The sequence below is a fragment of the Salinispora oceanensis genome, from assembly GCF_000383575.1.
GTDB classification, from domain to species: domain Bacteria; phylum Actinomycetota; class Actinomycetes; order Mycobacteriales; family Micromonosporaceae; genus Micromonospora; species Micromonospora oceanensis.
This window is the reverse complement of record NZ_KB911579.1, coordinates 4,727,136-4,742,843: the sequence shown is the minus strand read 5'-3', so window position 1 is coordinate 4,742,843 and position 15,708 is coordinate 4,727,136. Positions and strand designations below refer to the sequence as shown.

Genomic DNA, 15,708 nt, shown 5'->3' with positions numbered 1-15,708 from the left:
GTCCCGGTCAGGCCGCCGTGGCGGCGCTCGGCTCGACGTTCTGCCCGGTGGCCGTCCGGACCGGGCGGGTCACTACGTGCGGCGGTCTGCTCTTCGGCCCGCGCAGCGACTGCAGCAGGATGCGCAGCAGCATTGCGGGGCGCTGCAGCGACTCCGGGCGCTCGACCTGTCCGGCGGCCCGTACGTAGGCGGCGGTGACCCTGCCGTCCCGGGTCGCGGCGATCTGCACCCGCTTGAGGAACGCCTGGGCCATCCGGACCGACAGCGTCCGCTTGCCCTCGACGCCCGGGAAGCTCAGGTCGATGACGTTGGTCATCTCCCAGTGCGGGTCGAGGACGTCGCGCGCCAGATCCTTGAAGTAGTCCAGCGGCTGCGGGGCGGCCCCGGTGTGCAGGTGGCCACGCAGCACGAGCGCGGCCTTCGCGGCCATCGTCATCCCGCCCGCGTAGACCGGGTTGAAGCACGACACCGCGTCGCCGGTGACCAGCAGCCCGTCGGGGAACCGGGGCATATCCTCGTAGCGGCGGCGCATCGTGGTGGGGAACCGGAAAGCCACCGGCTCGGTGAGCGGGACGGCGTCCCGCAACGCGTCGGAGTACTCGGGGACACCCAGCGAGTCGATCCAGGCGTACAGGCCCTCCTGGTCGGTCGGCGGATGCTCGCCGAGGATCGAGTACGTGGTCATCTCGACGCGGCCACCGTCGGTCCTCGCGAAGATGCAGCCCCGGGGCAGGTTGGGGTGCGCGACCACGTTGATGGAAAGGTCGCCGTGGTAGGGATCGGAGTTGAGCCGGTAGTACTGGGTCACGTATCCCAGCCCGACCCTCTTCCGCTCCTCCGGGACCTGCGGGTAGTCGAGTTCGGCCAGCCAGACCGGGGTACGCGAGCCCCGGCCGGTCGCGTCGACCACGACGTCGGCGGCCACCACCTCCGCCCCGCCGTCGGCGAGGTGCTGGACCCGCACCCCGGTGACCCGGCTGCGGTCGGCGGTGGTCTCCAGGCCGAGGATGTCGGTGCGCTCGATGAAGGTCACGTTGCTCAGCGCCTGCGTACGCTCGCGGACGTGCAGTTCGAGCTTGGGCCGGCTGGGGCCGATGCAGAGCATGTCGGCGTGCTGCTGTTCCAGCTGCCGACCCTGCATGTACCACCGCACGGTGCCGCCCAGGTCGCCCTTTGGCACGCCGTCGGCCAGCATCTCCTCGGTGATGCCGGGATACAGCTCCTCGATGGCCCGCTGACCCCCGGTCAGCAGGCCGTTGATGTGCCGGCCCTGGGGGCAGCCGCGGCGCGCCTCGGTCACGCCGCTCAGCGTGTCCCGGTCGATGATCGCCACCTCGTCGTAGGCGTCGGCGAGCACTCTGGCCGCGAACAGGCCGGCGAGGCTCCCGCCGAGCACCACGGCACGAGTCGGAGTCTCGTGAGACATTCGGTCACTCCCTTGACTGATATCCGCCGGACCGACGGCCGGCCTCCCGCGCCGGCCCTCCGCACGTTCTAGAAAGGAATCGATTTGATGAGTCCACCGTCGATGAGAAGTTCCTGACCGGTGATGTATGACGCCCGCGGGGACAGCAGGAACAGCACGCCGTCGGCGATGTCTGCGGGCTGCCCGAGACGTCCCAGCGCCACCTGGCTCCGGCACGCCTGCCGGGCCTCCTCGGTGGTGGCGATGCTGTCGAACATCGGGGTCACGACGTATCCGGGACTCACCGCGTTGACCCGGATGCCCCGCCCCGCCAGATCGGCCGCGAGGGTCTGCGCGAGATTGCGGACCGCCGCCTTGGTCGCCGCGTACACCGAGGTGAAGGCCATACCCCGGTGCGTCAGCCAGGACGAGTTCAGCACGACCGATCCGCCGTCGGCGAGCAGCGGCAGCGACTTCTGCACGGTGAAGAACACGCCCTTAAAGTTGACGCCGACGATGTGGTCGACGTCCGCCTCGGTGACTTCCGCGCTGCGGGCGAACGGTGCGACCCCGGCATTGGCGAACACGCCGTCCAAGTGGTCGAAACGCTCCCCGATGCGCTCCATCAGGTGCTCCAGGTCACTGGTGCGGGCCACATCGGCGGGCACGGCCAGGACGCGGTCGCCGGCGCCGAGGTTCTCCGTCGCAGTCTTGAGCCGATCCTCGCCGCGGCCGGCCAGCACCACCCGGGCCCCGGAGTCCAGCAGGAGCCGCGCGGTCGCCAACCCTATGCCGCTGCCGCCGCCGGTGATCAGTACGACTTTTCCCTCGAATTCGGCCATGAGTTCAGCGTGTCTCCTACGTCACCGCACCAGCATCTTCCGCAGTGCGTATCTCGGTCAGCGCAGCTCGATGCCCGCGCGCTCGACGGCGTCCACGAACCGACCCTCGGCCAGCTCGCCGGCCACCAGCTCGATGTCGTCGGCCATGAACCGGTCCTGCTCCAGCGTGGGCACCAGCGACCGCACCTCGTCGTAAGTCGCCCGGCCGGCCGGGCTGAGCCGGTCGCGCCTGGCCAGCAGGTCCACCGCCTGCGCCGCCGCCAGGAGCTCCACGGCGAGGATGCGGTGGTTGTTGGTCAGCACCCGGCGCGCGTTGCGGGCGGAGATCAGCCCCATGCTCACGACATCCTGGTTGTCGCTGTTGGACGGGACGCTCTGCGTGCTGGCCGGTCCGATGGTCCGGTTCTCCGCGACCAGCGCTGTCGCCGGGTACTGCGCGCCCTCGAACCCGCTGTGCAGCCCGGGATCGCTGGCAATGAGGAACTCCGGGAGCCCGTCGCTGAGATACCGGTTCAGCAGCCGGTTGGTCCGGCGCTCGGAGATCACGCCGAGCTGGGTGAGCGCGATGGTGGTGAAGTCCATCGCGAACGCGACCGGCTGGCCGTGGAAGTTCGCGCCGTGGAACACCTCCTTGCCCGCGAAGAACAGCGGGTTGTCGTTGGACGAGTTGAGCTCGGTCTCGAGCGTGCCGAAGGCGTGGTGGAGCGTGTCGCGCACGGCGCCAAGGACCTGCGGGATGGCGCGCAGCGAGTACGCCTTCTGCATGTAGACCTCGGTACGCGACACACCGTTGCCGGATTGCTGCTCCTGGGCCTGCCGCCGGAGTTCGACGTGGTCCACCGAGGAGCGGCTGCCGCGCAGCAGCGTGCGCATGTTCGCGGCGGTGTCCATCTGGCCTCGGTGCGGCCGGGCGATGTCGTGTCCCTCGGCCTGGAACGGGCTGGTCGAGGCGCGCAAGACCTCCAGCACCAGGGCCGTGACGATCTCGGCCTGGCGCACCTGCTGCAGGGCGCGGCCCACGACCAGGGAGCCCAGGCCGGTCATCCCGGACGTGCCGTTGATCAGCGAGAGCCCTTCCTTGAACCGCAGCTCCAGCGGCTCGATTCCGTGCTCGCGCAGGACGTCGCCGGTCGGCACCCGCCGGCCGTGCCGCAGGACGTACCCTTCACCGATCACTGTGCTCGCGAGGTGCGCCAACGGGGCCAGGTCACCGCTGGCCCCGAGCGAGCCGATCTCCGGGATGGCCGGTGTGATGCCCAGGTTCAGATACAGCGCCAGTCGTGCCAGCAGTTCCGGCCGGACCGCGGAGTGACCCTTGGCCAGGGCGTTCAGCCGGGCCACCAGGATGGCTCGCGCCTCGTCCTCGGCGAACAGCGGGCCGACCCCTGCGCTGTGGCTACGGACCAGGTTGGTCTGCAGCTCGACCTCTTTGGACCGGTCCACCATCATGTAGATCATCTCGCCGTAACCGGTGGTCACCCCGTAGACAGGCACGCCCTGCCGGACGGTGTCCTCGAAATTCTTCCGGCTGATGCCGGCCCGGGCCAGGGCCGACGGGAGCACCTCGCACGGCGCTCGGTCCTCGGCAATCCGTCGGACACCGGCGATGTCGAGGCTTTCGCCGTCGATGTCCACCCGGACCCGGGTCTCCGCTAGCGTCATGGCTCATCCAATCGTGGTCGTGGGGGCGGCCGCGTCGGCTGATCTCACGGCGACGATGCGCGCGAGGTCGGCCAGCGAGGAATGGTCGAAGTAGTCTCGGAGCGAAAGTGCGACGCCGAACCGCTCGCGTATTCGATCGAGCAGCCGGAGAACCAGCAGGGAGTGCCCGCCCGCCTGGAAGAAGGTGTCGTCCGCGCGGACCGGCGGGCGCCACCCGCCGGCCAGCAGGTCCGACCAGATCGCGGCCATCGCCGTCTCCGCCGCCGTCTCCGGCGGCCGGGCCGAGGGGGCTGCGGACCGCCCGGTCGTGAGCCGGCCCCGGTCGACCTTGCCGCCAGCGTTGCGCGGCAGATCGGCCGCCTCGCGGAACGAGACGGGCGGTATCGCAGTGCCGAACCGCCTGCGCAGCACGGCCCGTAACGCCGCCGGGTCGCCGGCACTCGACTGTGCGGACCGGGGCACCACGTGCGCGACCAGGCGCGCCACCAGTCCGTCTGGCCGGGTGACCGGAACGACGGCGCACTCGGCCACCGACGGGTGAGTGGTCAGCGCCGCCTCGATCTCGGTGAGTTCCAGGCGGGTGCCGTGGAACTTGATCTGGAAGTCCCGGCGGCCCCGGAATTCCAGGAGGCCGTCCCACCGGCGGCGCCCGAGGTCTCCGGTCCGGTAGCAGTGACCGGAGATCCCCAGCTCCCGCGGGCCGCGGAGGGGGGCGAAGGCCTTGTCGTCCGCGGCCGCGCCGCCCAGGTAGCCGCGGCTGACGAAGGGTCCACGGATGACGATGGTGCCGTCCACCCCGGTGGGACAGGGCTGGTCCTGGTCGTCCAGCAGCAGGACCTGCCGCCCCGGGATGGACGTGCCGATCGGGGTCGCCCCGTGCACGGTGTCGGCTACCTCGTACCGGGTCGCCAGGATGGACTCGGTCGGGCCGTACAGGTTGACCAGCCGCACCCAGGGCAGCGCGGCGCGCAGGCCGTTGGCCAGGTCGGCCGACAGCGCCTCACCGGCCAGCAGGAGGTGCTGGAGCGCGGTCAGGGGCCGGCCGGGAACGTTCTTTCCCGCCGTCGGCCTGCCGATCACCTCGAGGATCTCCCGGGCGAAGCTGGGCACCGTCTGGAAGACGGTGACGCGCTCGTCCTCGATCCACCGCACCATCCGCTCGGGATGCGCCCGGATCCGCTCCGGCACCGGGCACAGCGTTGCGCCGGAGGCCAGCGCCGCGAAGGTCTCCACCAGGCCGGCGTCGTATCCGGCCGCGGCCCACTGCGCCACCCGGGAGCCGGGTCCGATGCCGAACTCCCCGGCCAGCCAGGTGACGAACTGTGCGAAGCCGGCGTGGGACTGGGCGATCCCCTTGGGCCTGCCGGTCGAGCCGGATGTGTAGGCGACGTACGCCCGGTCGTCCGGCGCGACGGGCACCGGTGCCCGAGAGGTCTCCGGAAGGTGGCCGAGGGTCGCGACGTCGAGCACCCGGCCGCCAGGTTCCGCGCGGTACCACTCGCACAGGTCGTCGCCCGGCTCCTCGCCGTCGATCACCAGGCAAGCGGGCCGTAGGCCGGAGAGCATGGCCCGGCCCCGCTCCCCAGCGTCACCCGGGCCGAGGCAGACCATGTGCGCCCCGGCGTCGAGCACGGCCAGCAGCACTGCGCACCGGCGGGGACCGGCCGGCATCCGGACGGCGACCGCCGCGCCCGCGACCCCGCCCAGCGCCTCGCCGACCTGTGCGGCCCGGGTCCGGAGGTCGCGGTAGGTGAGGGTGTCGCCGTCCCACGCCACCGCGACCGCCGCGGGCGTTTCCCGCGCCCGCCGGTGGACGAGTTCGTGGACCGGCGGCACACCGGACGGGGCGTCGGCGATCCGATCGGCGTCGCGCACCGCCGCGCGGATCCGCCCGGGCCCATCCAGGGGCAGCGCGTCTACAGCGGTGCCGGGCTCGACGAGGGCGGCCGCCAGCAGGGTGCGCAGCTGCTCGAGGATCCGCTGCGCCGACGCCTCGTCAAAGAGGGCGCGGCGGTACTCCAGCGAGCCCGCGACCGAGGGCCAGATCCGGTCCACCGTCAGCGTGAGGTCGGTGCGGGCCCGGCCGTCGTGGATCCGCTCCGGCCGGACCTCCGCGCCGGGGAGCTTCAGCTCGGCCCCGGGCGTGCCCCGGAACGCGTACAGCACATCCGCCAGTGGGAGTCGGCGCAGGTCCCGGCCGATGTCTAGAGTGGAGACGAGATGCGGGAACGGCACCTCGCGGCGGTCGAGCGCGTCGCCGGCGGACCGGTCCACCCGGTGCAGCAGCTCCCGGAAGGTGGGCCGCCCGGACAGATCGGCGCAGCAGACGACGAGGTTCTCCAGCGGGCCGACGAGGCCGGCGGAACCGAACGGCGGGCGAACCGGAACCGCGGCGCCCACCGCAACGCGCTGCTCGCCGCCGTAGCGGAAGAGCAGGGCCTGCAGGGCGGCGAGGAGCACCGTGAACGGCGTCGCCCGTTCCGCCTCGCACAGCCGGTCGAGCCGGCGCCGCAGGTCGCCGCCCCAGTCGAACTCCACGATGCCGCCGGCCGACGAGGGCTCGGCCGGACGGGCGCGGTCCACCGGCAGCGTCAGGGGAGGCGGAAGCGGCGTGAGGGCCGACCTCCACCACTGCAGCATCCGCCGGAACTCCGGTGTGGACGCCTGCTTGCGCTGCCACCAGGCGTACCGCGCGAACCCGGGCGCGCGGCCAGCCACCGCGCTGCGCGCCCCGGTACCGGCCGACTCGGCCGCGTAGGCCGCGGACAGCTCGTCGACCACCACCGACATCGAGGCCTCGTCGGCGATCGCCCGGTGCAGCAGCAGGACGACAACGTGCTCCCGGGCACCTAACCGGGCCACCGAGAGCCGGGCGAGCGGGCCGTCGGCCGGCCGCATCGGCGTGGCGGCCCGGCTCGCGATCCACCACGCCGCCGCCGCGTCCCGGTCGGTGGCGGGCACCGCGCCGGAGTCGGCGAACGACGGCGGGGCGTCCCGCACGGCGACGATCCGCTGCATCGGTACCCCGCCCCGCTCAGTTAGCGTGGTCCGCAGGGCGTCGTGCCGGTGCACCACCGCCTGCCACGCGGCGTGCAGCGCCCCGCGGTCGAGATCGCCGGTCACCCGGTAGGCCCGGCACACGCAGGGGCCGGGCGCGCTGGGGTCCAACGCGTTCAGGAACCACAGTCCATCCTGGGCGGCGGACGTCTCGGCCCAGCCGGCGCCGCGGGTACGGGAGGACCCTGTCATGCCCGCTCCCCCACCTCTCCCTCGTGTCGCACGACGCCGCGTCAGCGCGACGAGGGCGAGGACGCCTTGGCCACGACGGTCCGGGTGAACTGCGCCAGGGTGGGGTCCTCCTCGAAGATGTCGCCGACGTCGACGAAGACACCGAGCTCCTCCTCGATCCACGTGACGATCCGGACGGCCGCGATCGACTCCCCGTTGAGCTCGAAGAAGGTGGCGTCGCGCATCCCCGCCGGCACCTTGAGGACGCGGTTCCAGATCTCCCCGACCCGGTTCTCGATCTCCTGGAGTCGCAAATCGCTGTGGCGGGTGTCGTTCATGTCAGGTCCTTCTCTGTCGAGCCGACTCCGGGTTGCTTCGGGCACGGTGAACGGCCCGGTCGTGAGGTGGTGGAGCGCCCGCGGTGGGGCGAGTGCCCTCCGGTGGCGGGCAAAGGCGCTCGGCGAAGGGGCTTACCTGCGGAATCGTTGCATCGCCCCGCGGCCCGGTCTTCTCTGTGAATGCGGACCGGTACGGCTGGGCGCCAACCCGCCCGGCGATGCTCGCAATCTGCGAGGTGCGCCCTGGATTTGGCCGCTGCGAGACTGGCGCTGGCCGCCGAGGTCCCGTTTGTACCGACAAGGAGTCACCCATGCCCGACCGTTGCCCTGTCCTGGACCCCAGCGGCAGGGACATCCACGCTGAGGCCGACCGCCTGCGCGCGCAGGCCCCGGCGGTCAAGGTGGAGCTGCCAGGCGGCGTGCACGCCTGGTCGATCACCAGCTACGACGTCGTCAGGCGGTTGCTGCTCGACCGCAACGTCACCAAGAACGCCCGCAACCACTGGCCGAAGTTCATCAACGACGAGATCCCGCCCGACTGGGAGATGATCAGCTGGGTCGCGATGGACAACATGGTGACCGCCTACGGCAAGCACCTCGTCCGGCTGCGCCGGCTGATCGCCAAGGCTTTCACCGCGCAGCGCGTCGAGACGGTCCGGCCCCAGGTGGAGAAGCTCGTCGACGAGTTGCTCGACGGGCTGGCCGCCGAAACCGGCGAGGTGGTCGACCTGCGGGAGAAGTTCTGCTATCCGCTGCCGGCCCTGCTGATCGCCGATCTGATCGGGATGACCGAGCAGCAGCGGGCGCAGACCGCCAAGGCGATGGACCTGATGGTGGACACGACGGTCAGCCCGGAGCAGGCGCAGGCCATCCTCACTGGATGGCGCACCGCGATGGACGAGCTCATCGCCGCCAAGCGCCGGGAACCCGGCAAGGACATCGCCAGCGACCTGATCGCCGCGCGCGACGACGAGAACGGCGGCCAGCTGACCGACTCGGAGCTGACCGACACGATCTTCGCGATCCTGGGCGCCGGCTCGGAAACCACCATCAACTTCCTGGACAACGCGGTGACCGCGCTCGTCACCCACCCCGGCCAGCTGGAGCTTGTGCGGTCCGGCCGGGCCGGCTGGGACGACGTGATCGACGAGGTGCTGCGCGTTCAGTGCCCGCTGGCCAGTCTGCCGCTGCGGTACGCGGTGACCGACATCGAGCTGGACGGCGTGACCATCCCGCAGGGCGATCCCATCCTGATCAACTACGCCGCCGCAGGCCGCGACCCCGCGCTGCACGGCGACACCGCCGGTGAGTTCGACGTCACCCGGGAGAACAAGGAGCACGTCTCCTTCGGCCATGGCCCGCACTACTGCCTCGGCGCGGGGATCGCCCGGCTGGTCGCAACCATCGGCCTGTCCCGGCTGTTCGAGCGGTTCCCGGACCTGCGCCTGGCGGTGCCGGCGGAGGAGCTGCAGCCGCTGCCCACGTTCATCATGAACGGCCACCGCGCCCTGCCGGTCCGGCTGGTCCCCGCCCCCGCAGCCGCGACCGCCGTCTGAGGCACCCGGCGATCGACGCAATCTCAAGGAAGTGGCCGGCCGCGGGCGGGTGCGACTCTCGGATCCGGGACGGCTCACGTATTCGGCAAGGAGGGTGACGTGCACGTCGGAGTGGCACTGGGAGCATTCGCTTGGAAGGGCGGAACGGCCGCGACGGGAGAGACGGTGGCGCGGATCGGCCGGACCGCTGATGACGCCGGGTTCGCCCTGGTCGGTGTCGGCGACCATCTCTGGCAGGGGCCGCACGCCGGCGGTCCGCAGGCGCCGCAGCTGGAGTGCTTCACCACGCTCGCGACGATCGCCGCTCACACACGTCGGTGCCGGGTCGCGTCGTTCGTGGCCGGGGTCCATTTCCGCCCGCCGGCACTGCTAGCCAAGACGGTGACCACCCTGGATGTCCTGTCCGGTGGCCGGGCCACCCTCGGTCTGGGCGTCGGCTGGTACGAGGACGAGGCGACCGGCTCCGGGATTCCGTTCCCCCCGGTGGCGGCCCGGTTTGAGATGCTGGAGGAGACACTGCGGATCCTGCGCGGCTACTGGCACGGCGAGCAGGGCGACGAGCGTCCGTTCCAGGGGCGGCACTACCGGGTGGAGCGGCCGCTGAATCTGCCGCAGAGCCTGAGCCGGCCGCATCCGCCGATCATGCTCGGCGGGGGCGGGCCAAGGACGCTGAGGCTGGTCGCGCGGTACGCCGACGCCTGCAACCTCTCCCCCGGCCCGGATCTGCCCGGCAAGCTCGACCTGCTGCGCCGGCTCTGCGCGGACGCCGGTCGCGACTACGACGCGATCGAGAAGACCTGCGCCCTGCCTCTGGACGTCGGCCCCGGCGCCGCCGGGGTCGAGGACCTGATCGCCCAGCTGCACCAGCTCGCGGACGAGGGCGTGCACACGGTCGTCGGCATCCTGCTGTCCTCGGACGACCCGCTGCGGCAGATCGAGATCATCGGGGAGAAGGTCCTCCCCGTGGTCGCCGGCGCCGGACCGGCGCCGGTCGAGTCCTGAGAAAACCCGTCCCGTACAGGAGGAGAGCTGTGTCCAAAATCGGAACTCCGTCGCGCGAGCAGTTGGTCCGCAAGGCGGCCGAACTGGCGCCGTTGCTGCGCAAGCACGCCTCCTGGGCAGAGGAGAACCGGCGGCTGCACGACGAGGTGATCGACGGGCTGGCCGACGCCGGCGTGTTCAAGCTGCGCCGGCCCAAGCGGTACGGCGGTTACGAGGCCGACACCCGCACCCTGGTCGAGGTGACCACCGAGCTGGGCCGGGGCGACGGCTCGGCCGCGTGGGTGGCCTCGGTGTACGCGATCCCCGGCTGGATGGCGTGCCAGTTCCCCGACGAGGTGCAGGACGAGGTGTTCGCCACCCCGGACGTGCGGGTGTGCGGCACCCTGAGCCCGTCCGGGATGGCCGCCCCCGCCGACGGCGGGATCGTGGTGGACGGCAAGTGGCGGTTCACCAGCGGGGCGCACCACAGCCACTGGCAGGAGATTCTCGCCGTCCTGGTGCCGCCCGCGGGCGAACCGTACCCGGTCATGGCCCTGGTCCCGATGTCCGACCTGCTGGTCGTTGACGACTGGCAGACCAGCGGCCTGCGCGGCACCGGCAGCGTCAGCACTGTCGCCAAGAATCTGTTTGTCCCGCAGCAGCGGGTGCTGCCCCTGGGCGCCGTGCTTCAGGGCGAGCCGGCGTCGCAGCGCAGCGCCGACTCGCGGATCTACCGGCTTCCGCTGCTCCCGGTGGCCGCGGCCTCGTCGGTCGGCACGGCGCTCGGCCTCGGCCGTGCGGCCCTGGACACGTTCCTGCAGCGGCTGGGCGACCGCAAGATCACCTACACCGACTACGAGAGCCAGAGCGCGGCTCCGCTGACCCACCTGCAGGTCGCCGAGGCGACGCTGAAGCTGGACGCGGCCGAGTTCCACGCGCGGCGCCTGGCCACCCAGGTGGACTCCAAGGGCACCGAGGGCGCGCCGTGGAAGATTGAGGAACGCATCCGGGCACGGGCCGACATGGGCGCGGTGGTGAAGCTGGTTCGCGAGGCGGTGGACATCCTCGCCGGCGCGAGCGGTGGCTCCTCGATCTACACCGACGTGCCGATCCAGCGGATCGCGCGTGACGTGCAGGCGATCAGCCTGCACGCCCTGATGCACCCGAACACCAACACCGAGCTGTACGGACGCGTGCTGTGCGGCCTGGACCCCAACACCCAGTACATCTGACCCCCCCCGGACGAAGAGAAAGACCAGAGCCATGACCTCAACCACTTCCCCGGCAACCCAACCCTCCGACGCCGACCAGGCCGGCATCGCCGCTCTCACCCAGAAGGTGATCGCGGCCTGGGCCTACCACGACGCCGACGGCTTCGCCGGCCTGTTCACCGAGGACGGCACCATGATTCTGGCCGGTGTCCACCGCAACGGCCGGGAAGAGATCCGCGCGTTCCTCCGCGAGGCCTACCAGGGCCGGTACAAGGGCACCCAGGTGACCGGCAAGCCGCTCGGAATCCGGATGCTCGGCACCGACGCCGCCATCCTGCTCACCCACGGCGGGGTGCTCGAGGCCGGCCAGAGCGAGGTGTCGCCGGCCGCCGCCATCCGGGCCTCCTGGGTCGTGGTGCGCCGCGACGGGCAGTGGCGGCTCGCCGCATACCAGAACACCCCAGCAAACGCGAACTGAGACGACGACGGCCGGGGACCGCTCGGACTCCGGCATCGCCTGTCCGAGCAGGAGGTCGAAGACATGACGTACGACATCAAGAAGGAAGCCGCCGGGATCGTGCGGACCGACGAGCGGGGCCCGGCCGCGGCGAACCGGACGCGACCGGTCTGGTGGCGCCGCCCCTGGATCGTCCCACTGTTCCTGGTCACGCTGGGCTGGTGGATCTACACCGTCCTGCCGTTCCAAGACCTGAACGAGTCGACCGCCCCAATCCCGCCGCACGACGGCTACGCGCTGTACTGGCCGAGCCTGCTCGGACACATGGGGTTCGGCACCGTCGCGGTGTTCGCCGTGATCATTCAGGTGTGGCCCTGGATGCGGCGCACCCACCCGCGGGTGCACCGGATCACCGGGCGGGTCTACGTGGTCGCCGCGCTGATCTCCGGGGTGCTGGGCCTGTCCATCGTCCCGTTCGCGCCGCCGATCGGACAGATCGGGGTGTCGATGGCAACCATCCTCTGGCTGATCGTAGTCACGGTCGGCTTCATCCGGGCGCGCCAGGGCCGGTACGCGGTGCACCGCCGGTACATGCTCTACGCCTTCGCGCTCACCATGAACAACGTGTGGGGCACGGTGATCGTGTCGGTGGGGCTCCGGCTGCCGGAGCCCGTCGACGTGGGCTACCTGCTTGAGGCGGCGCGGTGGGTCGGCTGGGTGGTCAACCTGATTCTCGTGCAGTTGTGGCTCTACCACACCGACAAGCGGCCGGAGTACCTGCCGCGATGAGCGCAGATCGAGAGAGGAGGTAGCAGCGTGACCGATACCGAGACCCGGCCCCCCGGGCCGGCGGCGGCGCGGACACCGTCGTACGCGGGCAGCGTCATCACCGCCGCCGATCCGCGCTTCGACAGCATGCTGCGCGGTTACAACCAGCGGTTCGTGGCCGGCGTGGACCGGGTGTACGTGCCGGCTGACACCCGGGAGGTCGTTGCCGCGGTCGGCGACGCGTTGGTGGCGGGCAAGCGGGTCACCGTCCGCAGCGGCGGCCACGGCTTCGAGGGCTCCGCCGCGACCGACGGCGGCGTCCTGATCGACCTGTCCGAGATGAACGAGGTGTCCTTCGACCCCGAGCGGCGCGCGTTCGCGCTGCAACCCGGGGCGACGATCGGCGACGTCTACCGCCGGCTCTACAAGCGCTGGGGAGTCACCCTCCCGGCCGGCGAGGGCACGGAGGTCGGCATCGGCGGCCACCTGACCGGCGGGGGCTTCGGCCCGCTGACCCGCCGGCTCGGTGCCATCGTCGACTACCTGTGCGCGGTCGAGGTCGTCGTCGTGGACGCCGACGGGCGGGCGCGGGCGGTCGTGGCCACCGACGACCCCGGCGACCCGCACCACGACCTGTGGTGGGCGCACACCGGCGGGGGCGGCGGCAACTTCGGCGTGGTGACCCGGTGCTGGGTGCGCACTCCCGGCGCCACCTCCACCGACCCTCGCGAGTTGCTCCCCCGCGCTCCGGTCCGGTGGCGCAACGGCCTGATCGGCTGGTCCTGGGACACGATGACCGAGGACGCGTTCGTCCGGCTGCTGCGCGACGTCTGCGGCTGGTTCGAGCGCAACAGCGAGCCCGGCTGCGCCGGCGCGAACCTCACCGGGTTCTTCGCCGCCACCCACCGGTCCGGCGGCATGATCGTCGTCGGGTCGATGATCGACGATGACGTCCCCGGCGCCGAGCAGCTGACGAACGACTTCTTCGACGAGGTGTCCCGCAACGTGGGCATCGAGCCGGTCACCCGCAACACCGACGAGGTCGTGCCCTGGCTGTACTTCTTTACCTTCCCCAACCGCGGCGAACCCGGCGACATCGCCACCCGCCGGTTCAAGCTGAAGTCGGCCTACCTGCGCCGGGCCTACACCGAACAGCAGAGCAGGACGGCGTACCGCCACCTGGCCACCGACGGCGAGAAGTCGCTGAACCTCATCCTCATCGGGTACGGCGGGCAGGTGAACGCCGTGGCACCGGACAGCACCGCGATCGCGCAGCGCGACTCCATCCTCAAGGCGGCCTATCTCTCGGCGTGGTCCGACGAGCGGGACGACGACGCCTGCATCGCCGACCTGCGCGCGCTCTATCACGACGTCTACGCCGAGACCGGCGGCGTGCCGGTGCCCGACGAGGACAACGACGGCGCGTACATCAACTATCCCGACCGCGACCTTGCCGACCCCGCGTGGAACACCTCCGGGGTTCCCTGGTCCACGTTGTACTACAAGGACAACTATCCGCGCCTGCAGCGCGTCAAGCAGCGCTACGACCCCCGCAACGAGTTCCACCACGCGCTGTCGATCGAACTCCCCGCTTGACACGTCACCTTCTGGATCGTCCCCGGCCGGGGACCGCTCGGTCGCTCGGCCCGGTATGGCTTGCTACCCCTGTCGTCGGCACGATCCGGGGGTGATGTCGCCGGGCCGGCGGCCGAGGCAGTTGCTGTCGCGGGAGCTGATGCGCACGGCTTGGCCGAGCGAGAAATCCCGGTCGGCTTCGACGACGACCCGGAGGCGAAGCAAATCGCCTCCGAGAACGCCTCGCGCATGGGAGAACGCCTGGCCGAGCTGGTCATGACCGCACTCAACAAGCAGCTCGAACGCGCGTTCTTCCTGGTCGCGCTCGCCGGCCCCGCGCGACCGAGTCCAGCGGGACACCCCCGCCCGGTGCGCTACCGCGAGGGCGGGTGCTCGGCGAGGTAGCGGTCCAGCATCTCCTGCGCCTCCGTGGTCGCCCGGGCGAAGCGCTCCAGCGGATCGGCTCCCGCCACCAGCACGTCGTGCATGGCCCGGGTGAGCACCACCTGGATCTCGAAGAAGTCCCCGATCAGCGCGCCCGGGGCGGCGTCCACGCTGGCGGCCAGGTCGAGCTGGTCGTTGGGCGACCGGTGGTAGGGGTGCTCGGCGAACCAGCCCTCCTGTTCCAATAGGGCGAAGGCGGACCGGGTGACCGGGATGAAACTGTGCGCCTTGTGGTATCGCGCGGCGTTGCGCGGGTTGCCGAGAAACTGCATGAACGCCAGCGCGCCGTCCCGGGTGGCCTCGTCCAGGCCGTCCGCCAGCCACAGCGAGGTCCCCGCGACCACGTTGCCCCGATAGGGGACGTCGGCGTTGTAGGGAAAGCGGGAGACCGCGAACTCGAACCCGGCCTCGGCGGCGGCCTCTGCAGCCGTACCGATGTCGTTGGTCGAACTCAGCCGGAACGCCACCTGCTGCTCGGTGAAGAGCTCGAAGGTGCCCAACCAGTCGCCCAGCTCGCCGGTGTAGTGGTACAGATCGTCCCGGTGCAGGTCGCGCCACCATGTAACCCAGGCCAGCATCTCCTTCGTGGTGAAGTCGACGGTCCGGGCCCGGCCGAGCCGTCCGTTGCCGTGGTCGGCCAGCTCGCCGCCCTGCATCGCGATCGCGTGCTGGAACGGTATCCCGTTGTTCGGCCACGTGATCGGGTACCGCGGCCCGCCCGGCGACGCGGCCAGCCGTTCGCACGCCGCCCGCAGGTCCTGCCAGGTTTCCGGGATGTCCGGCACGCCCGCCGCCCGGAGCATGGTCACGTTGGTGAACAGCTGGAACGTGGTCGCCACCGTAGGCAGCGAGAACAGCTCACCGTGGCGGCTGTACTGTGCGCGGAGCGCGGGCAGGAGGTCGTCCAGGACGACCGGCTCGCCCAGCACGTGGGTGCGGCCCGCCACCGCCCTCTCCACCGAGGTGAACAGCGGACGGCCAGCGGCGTCCAGCACGTCCAGCGCGTCCGGCGTCTCGGTGTAGTAGTACTCGGCGATCGTCGCCGGCGAGCCCTCCGCCGCCGCCCGGGCCACCGCGGCAGCCCCGTCCCGGAAACCCAGGCCCCGGATCCTGATCTCATATTCGGGGTGCGCCTGTCCGAACTCCCGGCCGAGCCGGAACAGTTCGTCCATGTAGTGCGGGAACGCCAGGTCCGCCAGCCAGGCGTCCACGACGATCTTGTCGGTCATGCGTAGCCCTCT

The 15,708-nt window shown here is 71.3% G+C and carries 13 protein-coding genes; 7 read left to right on the top strand and 6 right to left on the bottom strand.

Annotated features, from left to right (window positions below; genetic code table 11):
* Window positions 1–7: 7 nt before the first annotated feature.
* The 5 genes from SALPAC4_RS0121680 to SALPAC4_RS0121660 form a co-directional block, all read right to left on the bottom strand.
* Window positions 8–1,399 carry an FAD-dependent oxidoreductase gene (locus tag SALPAC4_RS0121680; RefSeq protein ID WP_019872141.1) on the bottom strand — a complete coding sequence of 464 codons (1,392 nt, stop codon included), beginning with the start codon at window positions 1,397–1,399 and terminating at the stop codon, window positions 8–10.
* A 95-nt stretch (window positions 1,400–1,494) separates the two neighbouring features.
* The gene (locus tag SALPAC4_RS0121675; RefSeq protein ID WP_019872140.1) at window positions 1,495–2,247 is read right to left on the bottom strand and encodes an SDR family NAD(P)-dependent oxidoreductase; all 753 of its coding nucleotides are present in this window, start codon (window positions 2,245–2,247) and stop codon (window positions 1,495–1,497) included.
* Between the two features lie 57 nt (window positions 2,248–2,304).
* Entirely contained in the window at window positions 2,305–3,909 is a 1,605-nt protein-coding gene (cmdF, locus tag SALPAC4_RS0121670) for a tyrosine 2,3-aminomutase (protein WP_019872139.1), read from the bottom strand.
* A gap of 3 nt (window positions 3,910–3,912) precedes the next feature.
* Window positions 3,913–7,158 carry a non-ribosomal peptide synthetase gene (locus tag SALPAC4_RS0121665; protein ID WP_019872138.1) on the bottom strand — a complete coding sequence of 1,082 codons (3,246 nt, stop codon included), beginning with the start codon at window positions 7,156–7,158 and terminating at the stop codon, window positions 3,913–3,915.
* Window positions 7,159–7,199: 41 nt separating this feature from the next.
* Window positions 7,200–7,475, bottom strand: coding sequence for a phosphopantetheine-binding protein (locus tag SALPAC4_RS0121660; protein ID WP_019872137.1), 276 nt, complete (start codon window positions 7,473–7,475; stop codon window positions 7,200–7,202).
* A gap of 311 nt (window positions 7,476–7,786) precedes the next feature.
* On the opposite strand from SALPAC4_RS0121660, the gene SALPAC4_RS0121655 reads away from it, so the two are divergent.
* The 7 genes from SALPAC4_RS0121655 (at window position 7,787) to SALPAC4_RS0121625 (ending at window position 14,428) form a co-directional block, all read left to right on the top strand.
* Window positions 7,787–9,031: a cytochrome P450 family protein gene (locus SALPAC4_RS0121655; RefSeq protein ID WP_019872136.1), complete on the top strand. Its 1,245-nt coding sequence runs from the start codon at window positions 7,787–7,789 to the stop codon at window positions 9,029–9,031.
* Window positions 9,032–9,130: 99 nt separating this feature from the next.
* Window positions 9,131–10,033, top strand: a complete 903-nt coding sequence (locus SALPAC4_RS0121650) for a TIGR03560 family F420-dependent LLM class oxidoreductase (RefSeq protein WP_027644967.1) — start codon at window positions 9,131–9,133, stop codon at window positions 10,031–10,033.
* A gap of 29 nt (window positions 10,034–10,062) precedes the next feature.
* On the top strand, window positions 10,063–11,244 hold the full coding sequence (locus tag SALPAC4_RS0121645; RefSeq protein WP_027644966.1) for an acyl-CoA dehydrogenase family protein: 1,182 nt from the start codon (window positions 10,063–10,065) through the stop codon (window positions 11,242–11,244).
* Window positions 11,245–11,275: 31 nt separating this feature from the next.
* A complete protein-coding gene (locus tag SALPAC4_RS0121640; protein WP_019872133.1) occupies window positions 11,276–11,701 on the top strand; it encodes an SgcJ/EcaC family oxidoreductase in 426 nt (141 codons plus the stop codon).
* A 63-nt stretch (window positions 11,702–11,764) separates the two neighbouring features.
* Window positions 11,765–12,469, top strand: a complete 705-nt coding sequence (locus tag SALPAC4_RS0121635; RefSeq protein ID WP_019872132.1) for a DUF2306 domain-containing protein — start codon at window positions 11,765–11,767, stop codon at window positions 12,467–12,469.
* A gap of 27 nt (window positions 12,470–12,496) precedes the next feature.
* Complete coding sequence (locus SALPAC4_RS0121630; RefSeq protein ID WP_019872131.1) at window positions 12,497–14,044, top strand: FAD-binding oxidoreductase; 1,548 nt, start codon at window positions 12,497–12,499, stop codon at window positions 14,042–14,044.
* Between the two features lie 150 nt (window positions 14,045–14,194).
* Complete coding sequence (locus SALPAC4_RS0121625; RefSeq protein WP_019872130.1) at window positions 14,195–14,428, top strand: hypothetical protein; 234 nt, start codon at window positions 14,195–14,197, stop codon at window positions 14,426–14,428.
* Here SALPAC4_RS0121625 and SALPAC4_RS0121620 read toward each other — a convergent pair.
* On the bottom strand, window positions 14,398–15,696 hold the full coding sequence (locus SALPAC4_RS0121620; protein ID WP_019872129.1) for an extracellular solute-binding protein: 1,299 nt from the start codon (window positions 15,694–15,696) through the stop codon (window positions 14,398–14,400). The genes SALPAC4_RS0121625 and SALPAC4_RS0121620 overlap by 31 nt on opposite strands.
* Window positions 15,697–15,708: the final 12 nt, after the last annotated feature.